This window comes from Azorhizobium oxalatiphilum (assembly GCF_014635325.1).
Classification (GTDB): Bacteria; Pseudomonadota; Alphaproteobacteria; order Rhizobiales; family Xanthobacteraceae; genus Azorhizobium; species Azorhizobium oxalatiphilum.
This window is the reverse complement of record NZ_BMCT01000003.1, coordinates 266048-287042: the sequence shown is the minus strand read 5'-3', so window position 1 is coordinate 287042 and position 20995 is coordinate 266048. Positions and strand designations below refer to the sequence as shown.

General features: G+C 67.4%; 14 protein-coding genes. 4 read left to right on the top strand and 10 right to left on the bottom strand.

Features of this window, described 5'->3' with window-relative positions:
- Positions 1–167 precede the first annotated feature (167 nt).
- From sufD to IEW24_RS13255, 4 genes are all read right to left on the bottom strand, one after another.
- A complete protein-coding gene (gene sufD / locus IEW24_RS13270; RefSeq protein ID WP_188579280.1) occupies positions 168–1478 on the bottom strand; it encodes a Fe-S cluster assembly protein SufD in 1311 nt (436 codons plus the stop codon).
- A gap of 10 nt (positions 1479–1488) precedes the next feature.
- A complete protein-coding gene (gene sufC, locus IEW24_RS13265; protein ID WP_188579278.1) occupies positions 1489–2244 on the bottom strand; it encodes a Fe-S cluster assembly ATPase SufC in 756 nt (251 codons plus the stop codon).
- Between the two features lie 119 nt (positions 2245–2363).
- Entirely contained in the window at positions 2364–3833 is a 1470-nt protein-coding gene (gene sufB / locus IEW24_RS13260; protein WP_188579276.1) for a Fe-S cluster assembly protein SufB, read from the bottom strand.
- A gap of 106 nt (positions 3834–3939) precedes the next feature.
- Positions 3940–5118, bottom strand: a complete 1179-nt coding sequence (locus IEW24_RS13255) for a cysteine desulfurase family protein (protein ID WP_188579274.1) — start codon at positions 5116–5118, stop codon at positions 3940–3942.
- 392 nt (positions 5119–5510) lie between these two features.
- On the opposite strand from IEW24_RS13255, the gene IEW24_RS13250 reads away from it, so the two are divergent.
- The gene (locus IEW24_RS13250; protein ID WP_188579271.1) at positions 5511–6173 is read left to right on the top strand and encodes an alpha/beta hydrolase; all 663 of its coding nucleotides are present in this window, start codon (positions 5511–5513) and stop codon (positions 6171–6173) included.
- Between the two features lie 350 nt (positions 6174–6523).
- Here IEW24_RS13250 and IEW24_RS13245 read toward each other — a convergent pair whose 3' ends face one another.
- The gene (locus IEW24_RS13245) at positions 6524–8146 is read right to left on the bottom strand and encodes an APC family permease (protein WP_244644370.1); all 1623 of its coding nucleotides are present in this window, start codon (positions 8144–8146) and stop codon (positions 6524–6526) included.
- Positions 8147–8280: 134 nt separating this feature from the next.
- Entirely contained in the window at positions 8281–9405 is a 1125-nt protein-coding gene (locus tag IEW24_RS13240; protein WP_188579750.1) for an anhydro-N-acetylmuramic acid kinase, read from the bottom strand.
- Between the two features lie 95 nt (positions 9406–9500).
- On the opposite strand from IEW24_RS13240, the gene tyrS reads away from it, so the two are divergent.
- Positions 9501–10745, top strand: coding sequence for a tyrosine--tRNA ligase (tyrS, locus tag IEW24_RS13235; protein WP_188579270.1), 1245 nt, complete (start codon positions 9501–9503; stop codon positions 10743–10745).
- Positions 10746–10825: 80 nt separating this feature from the next.
- Here the strand turns inward: tyrS and IEW24_RS13230 are convergent, their stop codons facing one another.
- Positions 10826–11188, bottom strand: a complete 363-nt coding sequence (locus tag IEW24_RS13230) for a hypothetical protein (RefSeq protein WP_188579268.1) — start codon at positions 11186–11188, stop codon at positions 10826–10828.
- A 325-nt stretch (positions 11189–11513) separates the two neighbouring features.
- Entirely contained in the window at positions 11514–15143 is a 3630-nt protein-coding gene (locus IEW24_RS13225) for a YhdP family protein (RefSeq protein WP_188579266.1), read from the bottom strand.
- A 379-nt stretch (positions 15144–15522) separates the two neighbouring features.
- On the opposite strand from IEW24_RS13225, the gene bcp reads away from it, so the two are divergent.
- Entirely contained in the window at positions 15523–15996 is a 474-nt protein-coding gene (gene bcp, locus IEW24_RS13220) for a thioredoxin-dependent thiol peroxidase (protein ID WP_188579264.1), read from the top strand.
- A 230-nt stretch (positions 15997–16226) separates the two neighbouring features.
- Positions 16227–17042 carry a class I SAM-dependent methyltransferase gene (locus IEW24_RS13215; RefSeq protein WP_188579262.1) on the top strand — a complete coding sequence of 272 codons (816 nt, stop codon included), beginning with the start codon at positions 16227–16229 and terminating at the stop codon, positions 17040–17042.
- 13 nt (positions 17043–17055) lie between these two features.
- On the opposite strand, the gene prfB is transcribed toward IEW24_RS13215, so the two are convergent.
- Positions 17056–18186, bottom strand: coding sequence for a peptide chain release factor 2 (gene prfB, locus IEW24_RS13210; RefSeq protein ID WP_188579260.1), 1131 nt, complete (start codon positions 18184–18186; stop codon positions 17056–17058).
- 140 nt (positions 18187–18326) lie between these two features.
- A complete protein-coding gene (locus tag IEW24_RS13205; protein ID WP_188579258.1) occupies positions 18327–20774 on the bottom strand; it encodes a penicillin-binding protein 1A in 2448 nt (815 codons plus the stop codon).
- Positions 20775–20995: the final 221 nt, after the last annotated feature.

Sequence of the window (20995 nt, the reverse complement as noted above, 5' to 3'; positions counted from 1 at the left end):
CCGGGCTTGTCCCGGGTATCCACGCCCAGCGGCCAGGAACAGCCTTCAGAGGCTTGCGCCGTCGGCCCGACGTGGATGCCCGGGACAAGCCCGGGCATGACGGTCTTCTGTTACAGCGGCGTTGCCCCCTCCCCCCATAAGGGAAGAGAAGGCCCTGCCCTTCCCGCTCAACCCGCCCGGCGGACCAGCCAGGCGGCCGCACGCGCGATCAGGAACTCACGCAGGGTCTCGTTCTCCAGCAGCTCCAGCGCCTCGCCGACGAAAGCCTGCACGAGGAGCGCCTCGGCCTCCTTCTGCGGGATGCCGCGGGCCTTGAGGTAGAACAGCAGGGTCTCGTCGAGATCGCCCACGGTCGCGCCATGGCCGCACTGCACGTCGTCGGCGAAGATCTCAAGCTCGGGCTTGTTGTCCATCTCCGCCGTCTCGCCCAGCAGAAGCGCGCGGCTCATCATGCGGCCGTCGGTCTTCTGGGCGTCGGGATGCACCACGATCTTGCCCTGGAACACGCCATGGCTCTCATCCGCCAGCACGGACTTGAACAGTTCGCGGCTCTCGCAATGGGGCACGGCATGGTCGAGCAGCAGGGTCACGTCCGCATGCTGCTTGTTCTTGAGCAGGTTCACGCCATTCAGGCCCGCCTGCGAATGCTGGCCGCCGAACCGCCCGTAGAGGCTGATGCGGGAAGCCTTGGCACCGCTGGTGAAGCTGAAGGTGTGGAGCTGGGCGTTGCGGCCGATCTCCGTCATCAGGGTGGCCAGATGGAGCGCGGCATCGCCCTCCTCCTGCACGCGGATGTAATCCGCATGGGCCTCGTCGCCCACGAACAGCTCCAGCGCCGAATTGGTCTGGTAGGCGACGCCATCCGGACCCTGGAAGCTCTCCACCAGCGTCACCTCCGCGCCTTCCTCCACCACCAGGACCACGCGGCCATAGGTGGAGGCGGCAGCGCCGGTGAAGACGTTGGCGATGTGCAGCGGGGTTTCGATCTTGGCGCCGGCCGCAACCCGCACCACGAGGCCGGAGCCGAGGAAGACGGTGTTGAGGGCCAGCGGCCCGTCATAGCGCTGCGGGGCGAGCGCGCCGACGCGATCGGCCAGCGGGCCGCGCAGCGCCGCGTCCAGCGGCTCCACCGTGATGCCCGCGCCCAGCGCGAGATCGGAGGCCGAGCCCACCAGCGTGCCGTTGACGAACAGGATGCGCGGGGCACCCTCAATGCTCATCACGTCCGCCGAGGCCGCAGCCACGGCAGCGGCGTCCGGGGTGCCGGCGAGCGGAGCCGCCTCGCGCTGAAGGGCGCGCAGGTCGGTGTACTTCCACTCCTCCACCCGGCGGTGGGGCAGGCCGTTGGCGGCAAAGGCGGTGGCGGCGGCGCGGCGCAGTTCGCCGATCCGGCCCGCCTCGGCAGCGGCGGTGCGCTGCTCGACGGCGATGCCGAGCGCCTGCTCGGCCGCCGTGCGGATCTGGGTCACGACATTCATGTCCGTCCCCTCACGCCGCGTCCTGGCCATAGGCGGCATAGCCCGAGGCCTCCAGTTCCAGCGCCAGTTCCTTGCCGCCGGAGCGTACGATGCGACCCTTGTGCATCACATGCACGAAGTCCGGCACGATATGGTCCAGCAGGCGCTGGTAGTGGGTGATCACCACCATGGCGCGGTCCTTGGAGCGCAGCGAGTTCACGCCTTCGGAGACGATCTTGAGCGCGTCGATGTCGAGGCCGGAATCGGTCTCGTCGAGGATCGCCACCTTCGGCTCCAGCAGGGCCATCTGGAGGATCTCGTTGCGCTTCTTTTCGCCGCCGGAGAAGCCGACGTTCACGCCACGGCGCAGCATGTCCTGCGAGATGCCGAGATGGGCGGCCTTCTCCTTGACGATGCGCAGGAAGTCCGGCGTGGACAGCTCGTCCTCGCCGCGGGCGCGGCGCTGGGCGTTCAGCGCGGTGCGCAGGAAGGTCATGGTGGCGACGCCGGGCACTTCCACCGGATACTGGAAGGCCAGGAACAGGCCGGCGGCGGCGCGCGCGTCGGCTTCCAGCTCCAGCAGGTCCACGCCGTCGAGCGTGGCGGTGCCTTCGGTCACTTCATAGTCCGGCTTGCCGGAGAGGACGTAGGACAGGGTCGACTTGCCGGAGCCGTTCGGCCCCATGATCGCATGCACCTCGCCAGCATTCACCGAGAGGCTGAGACCCTTCAGGATCTCCTTGTCCTCGATGGAAGCATGCAGGTTGTTGATTTCGAGCAAGGCCATTGGCGTCTTTCCATTTCTAATCTGCCGGCTGGAGGGGTGCGCCGTTCGCGTGACGCGCACCGGCCGTCCTGCCTGCGAAAAAGGGCTTCCGCACCTTGGCGCGGAAAAGGTTCAGGCGATCAGCCGACCGAGCCTTCCAGGCTCACGGAGATCAGCTTCTGGGCTTCCACCGCGAACTCCATGGGGAGCTGCTGCAGCACGTCCTTGACGAAGCCGTTGACGATCAGCGCCACCGCTTCCTCGGGCGAGAGGCCGCGCTGGAGGCAGTAGAACAGCTGGTCTTCGGAGATCTTGGACGTGGTGGCTTCGTGCTCGAACACCGCCGACGAATTCTTCGCCTCGATGTAGGGCACGGTGTGGGCGCCGCACTTGTCGCCGATCAGCAGCGAGTCGCAGTTGGTGAAGTTGCGCGAGTTGGTGGCCCGGCGATGGGCCGTCACCTGCCCGCGATAGGTGTTCTCCGAACGCCCGGCCGCGATGCCCTTGGAGATGATCCGGCTCGACGTGTTCTTGCCGAGGTGGATCATCTTGGTGCCGCTGTCCACCTGCTGGAAGCCGTTGGAAATGGCGATGGAGTAGAACTCGCCCTGGCTGTTGTCGCCGCGCAGGATGCAGGACGGATACTTCCAGGTGATGGCCGAGCCGGTTTCCACCTGCGTCCAGCTGATCTTGGAATTGTCGCCCCGGCAGTCGCCGCGCTTGGTGACGAAATTGTAGATGCCGCCCTTGCCGTCCTTGTCGCCGGGATACCAGTTCTGGACGGTGGAATACTTGATCTCGGCATCCTTCAGCGCCACCAGCTCGACGACAGCGGCATGGAGCTGGTTCTCGTCGCGCTGCGGGGCGGTGCAGCCTTCCAGATAGCTCACATAGGCGCCTTCATCGGCGATGATCAGGGTGCGCTCGAACTGGCCCGTGTTCCGCTCGTTGATGCGGAAATAGGTGCTCAGCTCCATGGGGCAGCGCACGCCCTTGGGGATGTAGACGAACGAGCCGTCGGAGAAGACCGCCGTATTCAGCGTGGCGTAGAAATTGTCCGACACCGGCACGACCGAGCCGAGATACTGCTTCACCAGCTCGGGATGCTCGCGGATGGCTTCCGAGATGGAGCAGAAGATCACACCCTGCTTGGCCAGTTCGGCCTTGAAGGTGGTGGCCACCGACACCGAATCGAACACCGCATCCACCGCGATGGGGCGGGAGGGGTTCTCGATGCCGAGCAGGGCTTCACGCTCGCGCAGCGGAATGCCGAGCTTGTCGTAGGTGGCGAGGATCTCGGGATCGATCTCGTCCAGCGACTGCGGCCGCTTCTTGGGCTGCGCGTAGTAGTAATAGTCCTGGAAATCGATCTTCGGATAGCTGACGCGGGCCCAGGTGGGCTCTTCCATGGTCAGCCAGCGGCGATAGGCATCGAGCCGCCACTCCAGCATCCATTCCGGCTCGTTCTTCTTGGCCGAGATGTAGCGTACCGTATCCTCGCTGAGGCCCTTCGGGGCCTTCTCGCTCTCGATATCGGTGACGAAGCCGTACTTGTACTGATCGACGTCGAGGGATCGAACCTGGTCGACCGTCTCCTGGACTGCTGGCATCTTTCCTCTCCTCTCCCGCGCGGGGTCAAGGCCCGCGGGTCAAGTTCCTCCGAGCGGGAAACCGCTCAATTCACGTTGCCCTGAGCGGTAAACCGCTCAATTCGAATTAGGCCGCCCTCAGGGAGCGGCTTCTGACCTGCGGAACCACGCGGCGCAAGGCCGCGATCGTCCGGTCCACATCCTGTTCGGTGCTCGACCAGCCCAGCGACAGGCGGATCGCCCCGCCGGCGCGTGCATCGTCCAGCCCCATGGCGGACAGCACATGCGAGGGGCCCACCTTCCCTGAGGAACAGGCCGAGCCGGCACTGACCGCTATGTGGGAAAGGTCGAGCGCGATAACCAGTGTCTCCGCCTTCAGCCCACCGAAGGCGAGGCAGGACGTGTTGGCCACGCGCGCGGCCCCGGAACCGACAACCTCCGTTTCGGGAAGCGCGGCGACAATCTCCGTTTCCAGCCGGTCGCGCAAGTGCGCCAGACGCAAGGCTTCCTTGTCCAAAACGTCCTGCGCCGCTTTCGCTGCCGCGCCGAAGCCGGCCGCGCCCGGCACATTCTCGGTGCCGCCCCGGCGGCTGCGCTCCTGTCCGCCGCCCCGCAGCAGGGGAACCAGCGGGCGGGTATCCTCATGGGCCGCCACCAGAGCGCCAGCCCCCTGCGGCCCGCCCAGCTTGTGGGCGGAGAGCGAGAGGAGGTCGAGCCCGAGCGTGCCCATATGGATGGGCAGGCGGCCCGCCCCCTGCACGGCGTCGCAATGCATGATGCCGCCCTGCGCATGGACGAGGGCGGCGGCCTCGGCCACGGGCTGGATCACGCCGGTTTCGTTGTTCGCCAGCATCAGGCTCACCATGGCCTTGCGCCCTGCGCCGGCATGGACAGCGATACGCGCCGACAGGGCGTCCAGATCAAGCCTTCCCGTGGCATCCACGGGCAGCACTTCGACGTTCTCGTCCGCGAAGCGATGGCCGCGCAGCACCGCCGGATGCTCCACGGCGCTGGTCAGCAGCACGTCGCATGTCACCGGCCGGCCGGCGATCTCCCAGGCCGGATGCAGCGCCAGCGCATTGGCCTCGGTGGCGCCGGAGGTGAACATCACGCCGCGCATCTGCGCGCCGACGAGCCCCGCCACCTGCTTGCGCGCCGTCTCCAGACGCCCGCGCGCCGCGCGTCCGCCCGTGTGCACGGAAGAGGCATTGCCCCCCTCCTCCAGCGCGGCGATCAGCGCGTCACGGGCTTCGGGGCGCAGGGGTGACGTTGCGTTATGATCCAGATGAACGCGCGCCTCGGCCATCACCGGCACCCCTCGGGCGCCGAACGGCAGAACCCAAGACAGAGGCCCGCGCCGCAATGCCTTCCGGCACTCACGGTCAAGACGCGAGGCTTGCAATTGCACCCGTTCTCGTCCATATGATCCACTTCACCCGTCTCAGTCACGCAGCGCTTTCCGTGCGCAGCTGGCCGGGATAAATTAGAATTATTCTAAATAGATAGGGCGGCGTCCAGGCCGAGTCAAGACATCGCCAGCCAACCGTGAGACTTTGGGTGTCCCCGGAGATTTCGGGTGCCCTCAAATCGGGTGAGCGTGCTGGCAGATGTGCTCCGAGGGGCGTCGCTGTGGGGTGCCACACCCGACAGACGCTTCCCTGACTTCGCGGATGCGCCCCTAGAGGTCTTGCACGTCCCATGCCCGAAGTCATCTTCACTGGCGAAAAAGGGCGGCTCGAGGGTCGCTATCAGCCCGCCAAGACCCGCAATTCCCCCATCGCCATCATTCTTCATCCCCACCCGCAGTTCGGCGGGACGATGAACAATCCGGTGACGTACAATCTGTACTACCAGTTCGTGAACCGTGGCTTCTCGGTGCTGCGCTTCAACTTCCGTGGCGTGGGTCGCAGCCAGGGCTCGTTCGACCACGGCACCGGCGAGCTGGCCGATGCCGCCGCGGCGCTCGACTGGGCGCAGTCGGTGAACCCGGATGCGCGCGCCTGCTGGATCGCTGGCGTCTCCTTCGGCGCCTGGATCGGCATGCAGCTGCTGATGCGCCGCCCGGAGGTGGAGGGCTTCATCTCCATCGCCGCCCCGGCCAGCCTCTATGACTTCTCCTTCCTGGCGCCCTGCCCGTCCTCGGGCCTGTTCGTCCATGGCGACAAGGACGCGGTGGTGCCCACCGCCGCCGTCGGCACGCTGGTGGAGAAGCTGAAGACGCAGAAGGGCATCGTGATCGAGCAGCAGATCATCCCCGGCGCCAACCACTTCTTCGACGGCAAGACCGAAGAGCTGATGGGCATCGTCGGCGGCTATCTCGACAAGCGCCTGCCCGGCACCCGCAAGGACAGCGCCGCCTGAGCGGCTGTCCTTTCCGGACGCGAAATAAGAAAAGCGCCGCGCGAGAGATCGCGCGGCGCTTTTTCGTGTGGGGGGTCGGAGGCCCTTCCCGGCGCCACGTCGATCGTGGTGCGCGCCAAAGCTCCCACAAAGGATCGTCATCCCCGGACTTGATCCGGGGATCCACGTCAGGCCGACAGAGGCCGCACCGGAAGCAGGCGCGGCCCCGGCCGCTCACTGTTTCAAATCAACCGCTTCCCAGCCGCACCACGTGGATGGCCGGATCAAGTCCGGCCATGACGCGTGGAGGGTGACGCGAGGACGGCGGATGGGACCGCGCGGGTGGAGACGCCAATCCCCCCGCCCGCCCCTCACTGACCGGCAGGCACAGGTGCCGCGCCGGTGACGGGATGGCCGGTTTCCTCGGTCAGGTGCTCCCGCGCCTCTTCAAGACGGGCGGCGAACTTGTCCGGCGGCAGGCGCGAGCCGATGGCCCAGAAGAAGATGCGCAGCGCGAACAGCGCCACCGCCACCATGTCCCAGCCGAACGGCAGCAGGCCGATGCCGCCGAACGTGCCGAGATACGACAACAGCGCCGTGCCGAGGCAATAGGGCACCAGCCACAGGGCCTCGCGCGTGTCCGGCGCCTCGCGCATGCGCGGGCGGGCGTAGACGAGGAACAGCGCCAGCCCGACGCCGAGGCACACGCCCAGCCGCCACACGGTGGACCAGCCGCTCCAATAGACCACCAGCGTCGAGATGATGAAGGCGGCGGCCGCGATCACATTGACCGCCGGCAGGCGCAGGGGCCTTTTCGCCCCCGGCAGCAGCGCACGCAGCGCCACCACCGCGATCGGCCCCACGATGAAGCTGAGCACGATGGCGGAGGAGTTGAGCTGCACCAGCTCGCCGAACGGCAGCAGCACGAAGGACACGGACGACAGCACGCAATTGAAGACCAGCGCCGCCAGCGGCACGCCGAGGTTGGACAGGCGGACCATCAGGCGCGGGAACAGGCCGTTCTCCGCCAGCGCATAGGCAAGGCGGGCATTGGAGCCCACCGCCACCAGCGCACCGCCGAACGGGCCGACCACCGCGCCCACATTCAGCAGGCTCACCAGCCACAGGAGGCCGAGCACGGAAGCCAGCGCCCCCAGCGGACCGAGCTGCCCCGGCAGGGCGAGCGCCGGCCATCCGTTGGCGAGGTCTGACGGCGAGAGCGCGCCGATGAAAGCGAACTGCAAGCCGCCATAGATGACGAAGCAGATGACGACGGAAAACAGCAGCGCCGCCGGCACGGTAAAGCCGGGGTTCTTCGCCTCGCCCGCCATGTCCACCGCATGGCGGAAGCCGATGTAGGAGAAGATGATGCCGCCGGACGAGATGGCGCCGAGTATGCCGGCCAGCCCCGTGGGCGCGAACCCGCCGCCGGCGGTGAAATTGCCGGTCTCGAAGCGCGAGACCAGCAGCATGCCCGTCACCAGCAGCGGAATGGCGATCTTGGCCCAGGTGATGGCCGAGTTCACATAAGCGAAGAATTTGACCCCGAAGGCATTGATGAGGGTGAACAGCGCCATCAGCCCGATGGCGACCGCCATGCCCGATGCCGACAGCGTGCCGCCGCCCGGCGTGGTGTGCAGCCACGGCATGTGCGGGGCCAGATAGCGCAGCATGGCCTCCACCTCGATGGGGGCGGTGGTGTTGTAGCCCACCCAGGCGCTCCACCCCATGGCCATGGCGACGAGGTTGCCATGGCTGAACAGCGGCACGCGGGCGATGCCCCCCGGCACCGGCAGCATGGCCGAGATTTCGGCGAAGGTGAGCGCCAGCAGCAGCATGGCGATGCCGCCGATGACCCAGGCGATGAGGGAGGCCGGCCCCGCATGCTGGGCGGCCATGAGCGGCGCGAACAGCCAGCCCGACCCGATGATGCCGGAGACGGCCACGAAAGTGAGACCGACGACGCCGATCTCCCGCTGCATCTTGTGAGACATGACACCCCCCTTGGAGCCGGCCGCGCCGTCTCCAAGCCATTGCGCGAGCACGCATTCCCGGTGGATCGTCGCGAATCCGGGCCTGCGTCCTCAAGTCACCCCTCGTTACCTTACCGGGGTGACGGATATGTGCATCACATTTCCCGCAACCGGGGAGAGAACCGCACACCACCCGTCAACGGCGCGGCGATGCCCGTGGTGGTGGGGAAGGTGAGCGGCAGGCCCCGGAGCGACCGCACCGCGAGGAAGCCGAAGGCATGGGCTTCCAGCGCATCCGCCGACCAGCCCACCGCCTCGGCCGGGCGCACGGGGCGGCCGAGGATCGCTTCCAGCATGGTGAGCAGCGTCGGATTGCGCGCGCCGCCGCCGGCCACGATCCAGCTTTGCGGGGCGCGCGGCAGCAGCGGAACCAAAGCGGCGATGGTGCGAGCGGTGACGGCGGTGAGCGTCGCCGCGCCGTCCTCCGTGGAGAGGCCGGAGAGGTTCAGGCGCTCGGCCACGAAGGCCTTGAATTCGTTGCGGTCCAGCGACTTCGGCGGGGGAGCTGTGAAGAAGGGATGGGCGAGCACGGCCTTGACCGGCTCCTCGTCCACTCGGCCCGCCGCCGCCGCGCGGCCGCTCTCGTCATAGGGGCGGCCGGTGCGCTCGGCCATGAAGTCGTCGATCAGCGCATTGCCCGGTCCGGTGTCGCAGGCGATGGGATCGGCGTCCTTTTCCAGCACGGTGACGTTCGCCACCCCGCCAATGTTCAGCACCGCCACCGGCGCTGGCAGCTCCAGCGCGCGCACCAGCGCCTGATGGAACACCGGCACAAGCGGGGCCCCCTGCCCGCCCACCGCCACGTCGGCGGCGCGGAAGTCGGCCACCACGGGAATGGAGAGGTCATCCGCCAGCGCCTGCCCGAGGCCGATCTGCACGGTGAGGCGGGCGTCGGGGCGGTGGATGACGGTCTGGCCGTGGAAGCCCACCACGTCGATGTCGGAGGGGGTGAGGCGCAGCGTCTCCATGAGCGCGCGTACGGCCTCGCCATGCAGCGTGGTGATGCGGCTTTCCGCCTCCGCCAGCCGGCCGGGCCGGTCATCGCGGGCATTCACGCCGCGCGCATCCGCCATGGCCCCTTCCAGCAAGGCGCGGGTGGCGGCGTCGTAAGGCAGCGTCAGGCCCGAGCCGAGCCAGGAGACGGTCTCGCCATCGGTCTCGATGAGGGCGGCATCGATGCCGTCCATGGAGGTTCCGCTCATCAGCCCGATCGCGCGCATCGCCGTCCGCATGGCACTCTTCCCGCTCCCGCCGGTGCATTCCCGGCGAAGACCTGTTACATCACCGCACCTTTCCGTCATCCGAACAGATCAGCATGACCACCTTCCGCTCCGATTTCCTGCGCGTGCTGAACGAGCGCGGCTACATCCACCAGTGCTCGGATCTCGAGCGCCTCGACGCCAAGGCGAGCGAAGGGCCGATCACCGCCTATATCGGCTTCGACGCGACCGCCTCCTCGCTGCATGCGGGCCATCTGCTCTCGATCATGATGCTGCGCACGCTCCAGCGCACGGGCCACAAGCCCATCGCGCTCATGGGCGGCGGCACCACCAAGATCGGCGACCCGTCCGGCAAGGACGAGGCCCGCAAGATGCTCACCGACGCGCAGATCAACGAGAACATCGCCTCGATCCGCAAAGTGTTCGCGCAGTTCCTCGATTTTGGCGCCGGCGCCATCATGGAGAACAATGCGGCGTGGCTCGATGAGCTGAAATACATCCCCCTCCTGCGCGAGGTGGGGCCGCACTTCACCATCAACCGCATGCTGACGTTCGATTCGGTGAAGCTGCGCCTTGAGCGCGAGCAGCCCCTCACCTTCCTCGAATTCAACTACATGATCCTGCAGGCCTACGACTTCGTGGAGCTGAACAAGCGCCACGGCTGCGTGCTGCAGATGGGCGGCTCCGACCAGTGGGGCAACATCGTCAACGGCATGGAGCTGGGCCGCCGCATGCACGGCGCGGACCTGTTCGCGCTGACGACGCCGCTGCTCACCACCTCCTCCGGCGCCAAGATGGGCAAGACGGCGGGCGGCGCGGTGTGGCTCGATGCGGCGCTGCTGTCGCCTTACGAATACTGGCAGTACTGGCGCAATTCGGGCGATGCCGACGTGGAGCGCTTCCTGAAGCTCTTCACCGAACTGCCGCTGGACGAGATCGCGCGCCTTGCCGCCTTGCAGGGGCAGGAGATCAACCTCGCCAAGGAGGTGCTCGCCACCGAGGCGACCGCGCTTCTGCACGGCCGCGCGGCGGCGGAAGAGGCCAAGGCCACCGCCCGCACCACCTTCGAGGAAGGTGCGCTCTCCACCAACCTGCCCACCATCGAGATCGCCGGGGCCGAGCTGAAGGCCGGCCTTGCCGCCAACAGCGCCTTCGTGAGCGCGGGCCTCGTGCCCTCCACCAGCGAGGCGCGCCGGCAGATCAAGGGCGGCGGGCTGAAGGTGAATGACGCCACCGTCACCGACGAGAAGCTGGTGCTGACCGAAAGCGACTTGACCTCGGAAGGCGTGATCAAGCTCTCCATGGGCAAGAAGAAGCACGTCCTCCTGCGCCCGGTCTGAGACGGGGAGACACGCTGAACGCAACAACGGCGGGCCTTGGCCCGCCGTTCGCGTTTCCGGATGGTCGGCGCGTCCCTGCATCACTGCGGGGTGAGCATTTCCGCGCTGATCTTGCTGTCGCCCTTGAAGGCCCAGATGCCCTTGTAGCTACCATCGGGCTGGACCACGTAGAGCGCCACGCCGGACGAGCCGTTGCCCGTGAAGGTCACGGCGAGGAGTTCCTCGTCGCCGATGGCATAGCCATCGAACTTGTCGCCGTCGATGGTGGAAACGACCCGCCACGAATCCTTGCCGGTCTTGGTGATGACGGCCGTGCCCGAGTACTTCGAATTGTCCTCGGAATTGACGCCCTCGACCTTGTACTTGCCCGGTCCCTTGGCGAGAGCCGGCGTCGCGCCGCCGGCCAGAGCGAGGCACATCCCCGCCACTACAGTCAAACGCATCACACGACCCCCTGTCTGTCCCCCCACGGACAGTTTAACGGAGGCACCATGCAACCGTCCATCGCGACTTTGTGAGCAGAAGCTTGCGTGAGGCTGACTTGTCGCACCCCGCAACGCAGCACGAAAAACATTGCTATCGCTTGATTTTGACGCCCTTGCCCCCTTTGAGATCCGGGTGGCGCGTCCGTCCCCTCCCACCCCTCGCCCGCAGGCAGGAGAGGGGCCTGTCGCCTTCACCGCTGCGGCAGGCCCGCAATTCAAGCGGGAGAGGGCTCGGAGGGGCAGGCGATGCCGGGCCGATCGCCCCCCGCCCGCAGGAAACGCCCTACGGATTGCCCGGCATTGTGACGGCGGGCAGCGTGTCGCTGGTGGCGCCGCGGAACTCGAACATCTTGCGCAGGAAGCCCGGCGCCACCGCCGAGAGCGGATTGATGCGCAGCGTCGGCCCGCTCATGGGCCCCGAGACCTCGAAGGTCACGCCCACCAGCCCCTCGTTCGGCCCGCCGCCCAGAAACGCGCCGAGGATGGGCAGCTTGGAGAACAGGTTGTTGAGGCCATAGGCCGGCACATAGGTGCCGCGCATGGCGAGGCGCTCGGCGGCGAAATCGATGGTGCCGTCGAAGGTGGCGCCCGCCACCGGCCCCCAGATCGCCCCGTCGCGGATCGCCACCTTGCCGGTGGTGCGGGTGAACTGGGCCTGCGCCTTCTCGAACACCGCCGTGCCCTGCTCCACCCGGCCGGAACTGTCGCGGGTGGCCTGGCTCAGGCTGTCGAGGCCGGGCTCGCCGCGGATGACGAAGTCGCGGATGTTGACGACGCCGTTCTGCGCCGCCCCGTCGCCGCGCGGCGGATCGACGATGATCCACATGGTGCCGCCCTGCACCTTGCCGTAGGTGTCGAGGAAGCGCAGCAGCGCACCGGCGTCCGAGGTGGTGACATAGAGGCCCTTGCGGGTGCTCTCGCCCCAGTTGCGGATCTCGCCCGCCACCGTGCCTTCGCGGCCCGCCTTGGCGGTGAGGGAGAAGCTGCGCAGCTCCACGCCCCGCCGGCCCACGGCCAGATCCACCTGTCGCAGCACCTCGCCATTGTTGCCGGTGAGGGCGCCGATCTTCGCCTCCACGTCCACGTCCTGCGTCTTCTCGTTCTTCTTCGGCGCAGAGCTGGAGGCGGGGGTGCCCACGAGGCTCTTCAGGATGCCGCGCGCGTCCATCACCTCGCCATTGATGCGCAGCTTCAGTACTTCGCCGGAACGGTCCGCGCGCAGGCTGGCCTTGTCGCCGTCGGAAAGCTGGAAGGTGGGGAAGTTGGCGGCGACGATATCGCCGCTGTCGGCCATCTCCAGCGCGCCCCGGATATTGGTGCCGGAGCCTTCCACGGTGAGGTCGGCGATCTTCAGGCTCTTGCCCGCATCGTCGGAATTGAACTTGGCCTTGAGCGGCTTGCCCGCCGGCTTCGACAGGCCGGGCACGAGGTCGGCGATGCGCGCCGCCGTCAGGTCCAGCTCGATGGCGGCCTTGGTCTGGGTATTGTTGGTGGTGCCTGTCAGCTTCACCGCGATGGGGCCGGACACGGCGGTGATCTCAAGCCCGAGCTTCTGCCGCGCGGCATCGTCCAGCGTGGCATTGACCTTCACGTCGGCGTCGGCCTTGTCCTTGCGCTTGCTGTAGTCGAAGGCGATGGGGGCGCCGGCGATCTTGCCCTCGCCGCGCAGCTGCACGCCGGCCGAGGATGCGAACGCATCCACGCTCGCCCCTTCCAGTCGATGGGTCTGGAACACGTGATCCACGCCGAAGTCGGTGAGCTTGGCTTCCAGCGAATAATCCACGTCCCCCGGCTGCGGCACCTTGCGGAACAGGATCTTCACCTGCAGCAGCGCCGAGAGTTTGCCGCGCGTGGTGGAGGGATCGAACGCCTGCCCCTCGGAGCCCTTCAGCGGCTCCATGCCCAGCACCTCGATGCCGGCATCCGCCGGGCCATCGAACTTCACCTTCACGAGGCCGTTCGGCTCGCGCGGGAAATAGTCGGGAATGAGGAACACCCCCTCGGACACGCTGAGCTTGCGGTTCTGGGGCGTGATGACGGTGGCCTCGGGAATGTTCACCCGCACCGAGCGGCCGGTGACGATGACGCCGAGCCTGGTGTTCACCAGCGGCGGCAGGCCTTTCACTGCCCGGAAGGTGATGCCGGAGCCCGCCATCTCCATGCGCACCGCATCGTCCGGCAGCGGCAGATCCTTCTGGCCGATCAGGTCGAGCGCGATCTTCGCGTTGAAGACGGTGCTGTCCACGGTGCCGCCGGAGATGTTCTCCAGCACATAGGTGCGGGCCGGCGGGGCGAGCGTCACCGGCCAGAAGCGCTTCACCGCGCCGGACGGCATGCGGGAGCCGATGGCCTTGATCTGCACATAGGGCGCGGGCACGCCGAAATCGAACATGCCGGTGAAGGAGAGATTGCCGCTGGCATTGCCCAGTTCGCCCCTCTCGATCAGCAGCCTGCGATCCCACGGGGTGAAGCGGCCGGCGATGACGAGCTGGTCGAGGACGAGGGGCGGCTCGGCCATCTCGGGGCCGGCCAGCGTCACATCCACGGGGCTGATGGTGTAGGGCCACGGCTGGCTGGTGAGGTCCGGAACGGTGATCAGGCCCTTGAGCGCCACCTTGTTCTGGTTCTTCGCCGCCACCAGCGGCAGCAGGGTGATGGAGCGCGTGGCCGGATCCAGCGTCAGGCGCGCCTGCGCATAGTCGATGTGGAAGCGCTCCTCCACTTCCTCGCCATTGCCGATGGCGCCGGCACCGAGCGAGAGCCCGCCTTCCGCCGCCAGCACCCGGCCGTCGGTGGCTAGGCGCGCGCGCAGCGTCGCGCCCAGCGGGGTGTCCATGTAGAAGCGCTTCAGATCCTGGCTGAAGGCCTGCACCAGATCGCGGGTGGAGACATCCTTGAGCTGCAGATCCACCAGCCGCTCGCCATTGCGGGCCGGGCCGATGTTGGCCACCAGCGTGGCGAGGCCGTGCGGCTGCTGCGAGGTGAAGGTCAGCTCCGCCCCGCCCTCCTGCGTGCGGCCGAGGCGGATGGAGATGTCGTCGAAGGTGATGGTGCGGCCGGTGGCCTCGTTCTGCACCACCAGACTGCCGTTCTTGAGCCCGATGTCGGACAGCGCGCTGCCGTCGAAGCCCGAATTCTCCAGCGCGTTCAGCCAGCCGGCGAAGGCTTTCAGCACCAGCGGATCGCTGCCGGCCTCAGCCGCCACTGCGGGGGCGGCGACGGGCGGCGGGGGCACCTGTGCCGTGGCGGCGGGCAGCGGCGCGCCCTGCGACACCGGGCCGGTGGGGGCGGCCGGCTGGCCGGCATTGGCCTGCGGGGCGGCGGCGGGCTGGGTCGCCCTGTCGGGCTCCGGCGGGGCGGCACCGGGCCGCAGCGGACGGGCGCCACGGCCGGCGGCCACCGCCACATCGCCCCGCGGGCCGATGCGCAGGGTCAGTTCCGCGCCGATGAGATCGAAACGCCGGGCGCGGATGGAAAGGGTCAGCAGGCTGCCTTCCAGCTCCACCTCGGCGCTGGGCGCGCTCGCCACCACGGTGCCGTCCGGCTCGGTGACGGAGATGTCGCGGGCGATCACCACGGTGGCGCCGCCGTGCATGGTCTCCACCAGGGTGGAGCCGATTCGCACGTCGTACTTGCCCTCCAGCCGGTCCTCGATGGCCCGCTCGATATAGGGCGTGGCGAGATTGGCGGTGACGATGCCGCCGGCGATGAGCAGATAGAGGCCGAGCGCCGACAGGCCGGCGAGGCCCATCAGGCCGACCAGCAGGCCCACGGCGATGCGGGCCGGGCGGGACCTCGGGATGAAGGCACCCGCCAGCCCGCGCAGATGGGATCGGCGCGGTTGACGCACCGCCGGCTTGGACGCCACCGGCCTGGATTGCGCCGGCTTGGACCGCGCCCGCTGTTCGCTCATGCCTTCAGCACCCTTCGGCCTCGCTACCCCTGCGCCCCCGCGCCCGGTGCCCACCAACTGGCAGAATGGACATTCCGCCCCTCGAGGCAAGGCCGGCAGCCCGCCTTGGGCAGCCCTCCCCTCACCTTGCAGCGATCCCAATCGGAAATCGCGCTCTAACACCCTGACGGCAAAACGCTTTACCGTCCGTATCGGACGGCCGCGTCCTGCGGCCGGAAGCATGATCCCACCGGCGGCAAGCGAAAGACCGCTTACCGCCCCCGTGAATCACGCTCCCATATGTTGGAAAGAGAGTTTCACTCCTGCCAGCCGCCGCACGATGGTGCCCGGCTGACATCGTTTCCGGCTCTAGGACGACGTGACGTCGAAAGGAAGGCAGATGGCAGATATTCCCCAGCCCGGCGCAAAGGCACCGGATTTCACGCTCCCCCGCGACGGCGGCGCGTCGGTGTCGCTGAAGGATTATGCCGGCAAGAAGCTGGTGATCTATTTCTACCCCAAGGCGAACACCCCCGGCTGCACCAAGGAGGCCATCGCCTTCAACGGCCTGCGCGCCCAGTTCTCCGCCGCTGACACCGCCATTCTCGGCGTCTCCGGCGATCCGGTGACGGCGCAGGACAAGTTCAAGGCCAAGTACGAGCTGGATTTCCCGCTCGGCTCCGACGAGACCCATGCCATGCTAGAAGCCTATGGCGTGTGGGGCGAGAAGAGCATGTACGGCAAGACCTTCATGGGCGTCTCCCGCGTCACCCTGCTGGTCGGCCGCGACGGCACGGTCGCGCAGGTGTGGCCCAAGGTGAAGGTGGACGGCCACGCCGAAGAAGTGCTGGAAGCGGCGAAGGCGCTGGGCTGAATTCGCCTGTTACGGCGTCTGGACAGGATCGGGCGCGCGCCCTCTCCCCGCGTGGCGGAGAGGGCGCGAAGGCCCCCGGCTTCAAGCCGGCAAGAGGCTCAAACGGATGGCCCGGGCACTCCTCCGAACGGAGACATGCCCTCTCCCTTTTTGCCGTATCGGCAGCATCATATGGATGATTGCGGCCACCCCTCCCTTGCGTAACCTCCCCTCGCAACCGGGAGGCTCCGATGAACCCGAACAAGGCACTGTGGGAGAAAGGTGATTTCGCGCGCATCGCCATCTCCATGCGCGAGAGCGGCGAAGCGCTGGTCGCGGCCCTCGGCGTCGGCCCGGGCATGACGGTGCTCGATCTCGGCTGCGGCGACGGCACCACCGCGCTGCCCGCCGCCAATCTCGGGGCGGACGTGCTGGGCGTCGATATCGCCGGCTATCTGGTGGAGGCCGGCAACCGGCGGGCGCAGGAGGCGGGCCTCGCCAACATCCGCTTCGAGGAGGGCGACGCCACCGAGCTTGCCGGACTTCCGGACAAGAACTTCGATCTGGTGCTGAGCGTGTTCGGCGCCATGTTCGCCCCCCGCCCCTTCGACGTGGCGCGCCAGATGGTACGCGTGACCCGTCCCGGCGGGCGGGTGGTGATGGGCAACTGGATTCCCGGCGACCCGACGCTTGTGGCGCAGATCCTGAAGATCAGCTCGGCCTATGCGCCGCCCCCGCCGGAAGGCTTCATCAGCCCCATGACATGGGGCCTCAAGCCGAACGTGATCGAGCGCTTCGGCAAGGCCGGCATCCCGGAAGGCGACATCACCTGCGAGGAAGCCACCTACAGGTTCGATTTCCCGCTGCCGCCGGCCGAAGTGGTGGAGACCTTCCGCCACTATTACGGGCCGACCATGAACGCCTTCGAGGCCGCCGCCCGCGATGGCCGGGAGGAGAGCCTGAAGGCGGAGCTGGATGAGCTGTTCATCCGCCAGAACACCAGCGGGAGCCCGGATCGCACTTCCATCCCCGCCACCTATCTCAAGGTGACGGCGAACGTTTACTGAAAGGGGTCGCGGATTACTCCACGTCCTCCACCTGCCCCGGCCCGCCGCCATAGGCGCGCTGGGCGAGGGCGGCTTCCATGAACGGGTCGAGATCGCCGTCCAGCACTTCCTGCGGGGTGCCGGAGGTGACGCCGGTGCGCAGGTCCTTCACCAGCTGATAGGGCTGGAGCACGTAGGAGCGGATCTGGTGGCCCCAGCCGATGTCGGTGCGGGCGGCCTGCTCGGCGGCGGCTTCCGCCTCGCGCTTCTTCAGCTCCATCTCATAGAGCTTGGCGCGCAGCATGTTCCACGCCGTGGCGCGGTTCTTGTGCTGCGAACGGTCGCCCTGCGAGACCACCGCGATGCCGGTGGGGATGTGGGTGAGGCGAACAGCCGATTCGGTCTTGTTCACGTGCTGGCCGCCGGCGCCGCCGGAGCGCATGGTGTCCACGCGCACGTCGCTCTCGTTGATCTCCACCACGATGCGGTCGTCGATCACCGGATAGACGTCCACCGAGGCGAACGAGGTCTGGCGGCGGGCGTTGGAATCGAAGGGCGAGATGCGCACGAGGCGGTGCACGCCGAATTCGGTCTTCAGCCAGCCATAGGCATTGTGGCCCTTCACCAGCAGGGTCGCGGACTTGATGCCCGCCGTTTCACCGTCCGATTCGTCCACCAGCTCGGTCTTGAAGCCGCGCTTCTCGCACCAGCGGGTGTACATGCGCAGCAGCATGAGCGCCCAGTCCTGGCTGTCGGTGCCGCCGGCACCCGCATGGACTTCCAGATAGGTGTCGTTGCTGTCAGCCTCGCCGGTGAACAGCGCGTCCAGCTCACGGCGGGCGAGTTCCGTCTTCAGGCCCTCGAGGGCGGTGGCGGCTTCCGAGATAATGCTCTCGTCGCCTTCCATCTCGCCGAGCTCGATCAGCTCGATATTGTCTGCCAGATCCTTGGTGATGCGGTCGATGGCGCCGAGCGCATCCTCAAGCGAGGTGCGCTCCTGCATGATCTTCTGCGCGCGCTCGGGCTCGTCCCAGAGCTTGGGATCCTCGGCGATGGCATTCAGTTCGGCGAGGCGCCGGCGCGAACGATCCACATTGAGGTGCTGACGCAGCAGATCAACGGAAGCATTGATCTCGTCGACTTTCGCGGCGAGTTCCGCACGCATGGCAAACATGTCTCCGAATAAGGCGGCGGAACCTAACGACACCGGGAGGCCATGTAAACGGCCGCCCCTCGTGCGCTGTCCGCAATGAGAAAGACCCGCGCCGAAGCGCGGGCCTTGAAGCGGATGATGAGACGGAAGGGCTAATACAGCCCGCCGGTGCCCGAGCGCACGGCGCGGTCGGCTTCCGGCGAGACGCCCACCGAGGCGTCGGCGCCGATCACCGAATAGCTGTCCGGCGGGGCGGTGCCCGGCTTGAAGCCTTCGAGAATGGAATTCTCGCCCGGCCCGGCGCGCAGGCCGGTCTTGGGATTGATGCGCACCAGCTTGATGCCCGGCGGCACCCGGAACGGGATCGCCGGCTTGCCCTCCAGCGCGGACTTGAAGAAGTCACGCACCATGGGGGCGGTGAGCGAGCCGCCGGTGCCGCCCTTGCCCATGGAGCGGGGGCGGTCGTAGCCGATGTACATGCCCACCACCATGTCGGGGGTGAAGGACATGAACCAGGCGTCCTTCTCGTCATTGGTGGTGCCGGACTTGCCGGCCACGGGACGGCCCAGTTCCTTCAGCGCCGTGCCGGTGCCGCGCTGGATCACGCCCTCCATCATGGCGGTGATCTGATAGGAGCTCATGGCATCCAGAACCACCGGACGGCGGTCGATCAGGGTCGGCTCGGGCTGGTTGTTCCAGGAGGTGGCGTCGCAGCCCAGACACTCGCGGTCGTCATGACGATAGATGGTGTGGCCATAACGATCCTGAACGCGGTCGATCAGCGAGGGCGTCACCTTGCGCCCGCCGTTGGCGATCATGGAATAGGCGCCCGCCATGCGCAGCAGCGTGGTCTCGCCCGCACCCAGCGCCATGGAGAGCACCGGCATCATCTCGTCATAGATGCCGAAGCGCTTGGCGTAATCGACGATGAGCGGCATGCCCACGTCCTGCGCGAGGCGCACGGTCATGACGTTACGCGACTGCTCCAGGCCGAAGCGCAGGGTCTGCGGGCCATAGAACTTCTTGGCGTAGTTTTCCGGCGCCCAGGCCGCCTGCCCCGGCCCCTGATCGATCTCGATGGGAGCGTCGAGCACCACGGTGGAAGGCGTGTAGCCATTGTCGATGGCGGTGGCATAGACGATGGGCTTGAAGGACGAACCCACCTGCCGCAGCGCCTGCGTGGCGCGGTTGAACTGGCTCTCGTCATAGGAGAAGCCACCGGCCAGCGCGAGCACGCGGCCCGTGCGCGGCTCCATGGCCACCAGCGCGCCTTCGATCTCGGGGATCTGGTGCAGGCGATACTGGCCGTCCTTGCCGGCCATGGGCTCCACATAGATGACGTCGCCGGGCTTGAGCACCTGCGCCACGGAGGAGACCGCCTTGCCGGCGTCCGGCCCCTTGGTCCAGCGCGCCCATTTGACGCCGTCGAGCGTGATGAGGCCCACCTCGCGCGCGGTGGAGATGCCGCCCGAACGGTCGCGCGGCGGCTGGAGGCCGATGCGCGCGGTGTCCTTGGACGAATCCAGCACCACGGCGAGCTGCCACGGAATGTCGCCGAAGGCGCGGATCTCGGCCAGCTTCGGGCCCCAGTCGCCGACAAGCTCGATCTTGTTGATGGGGCCGCGCCAGCCGCGCTGCTCGTCGAACTTCACGAGGCCGTCGCCCAGCGTCTTCTTGGCGATGGACTGGAGGCGCGGGTCGAGCGCGGTTCGCACCGAGAGGCCGCCCTCATAGAGCTTGGTCTCGCCGTAGCGCTCCAGAATGTTCCGGCGCACTTCCTCGGCATAATATTCGGCCGCGAAGATGTGGGCGCCGGTGGGACGCGGGGTCACGTCGAGGCCGCTCTTCTTCGCCGTCTCCGCCTGCGCGGTGGTGATGAAGCCGTTCTCGGCCATGCGGTCGATCACCCAGTTCCGGCGTTCGATGGCGCGGTCGGTGTTCCGATAGGGATTGTAGGACGACGGCGCCTTGGGCAAAGCGGCCAGATAGGCGGCCTGCTGGATGTTCAGGTCTTCCACCGACTTGTCGAAATAGGTCAGCGCGGCGGCGGCGATGCCGTAGGAGCCGGAACCGAGATAGATCTCGTTCAGGTACAGCTCCAGAATCCTGTCCTTGGAATAGGTGCGCTCGATGCGCAGGGCCAGCAGCGCTTCCTTGATCTTGCGATCGATGGAGACCTCATTGGTCAGGAGGAAGTTCTTGGCCACCTGCTGGGTAATGGTGGAGGCGCCCTGCGGGCGGCGGCTGGAGCCCAGATTCTGGAGATAGAACATGCCGGCGCGGAAGATGCCGGTGGGGTCGATGCCGCCATGCTCGTAGAAATTCTTGTCCTCGGCCGACAGGAAGGCTTCCACCACCATCTTGGGCACGGACTGGATGGGCATGTAGAGGCGGCGCTGGCGGGCATATTCGGCCACCAGCGAGCCGTCGCCCGCGTGCACGCGGGTCATCACCGGCGGCTCGTAATTCTGCAGCTGGGTGTAGTCGGGCAGATCCTGGGAATATTTCCACACGAAATAGGTCGCGCCCGCGGCGCCGACCAGCAGCACCACCGTTCCAAGCGCGAACAGGAAGCCGAAGAACCTCAACAGCAGCCGCATGTGGTCGGCTCCCTCCCCCGACGGTCCGGCACCTTCCGGCACCGGCGATCTCTGATTGATGCGGGACGCGCCACCGACGCCCGAACGTGCCTTATGACACGGACCCAGCCTTAACGCGAATTCATCGATCTAGGCTATGTTGGCGAACTGTGGCTGCTTCACGGCCGATGCTGGAGCTGCCGCTCACTTCCCCGCCAGCGCCATGAAAAGTTTCATGATCA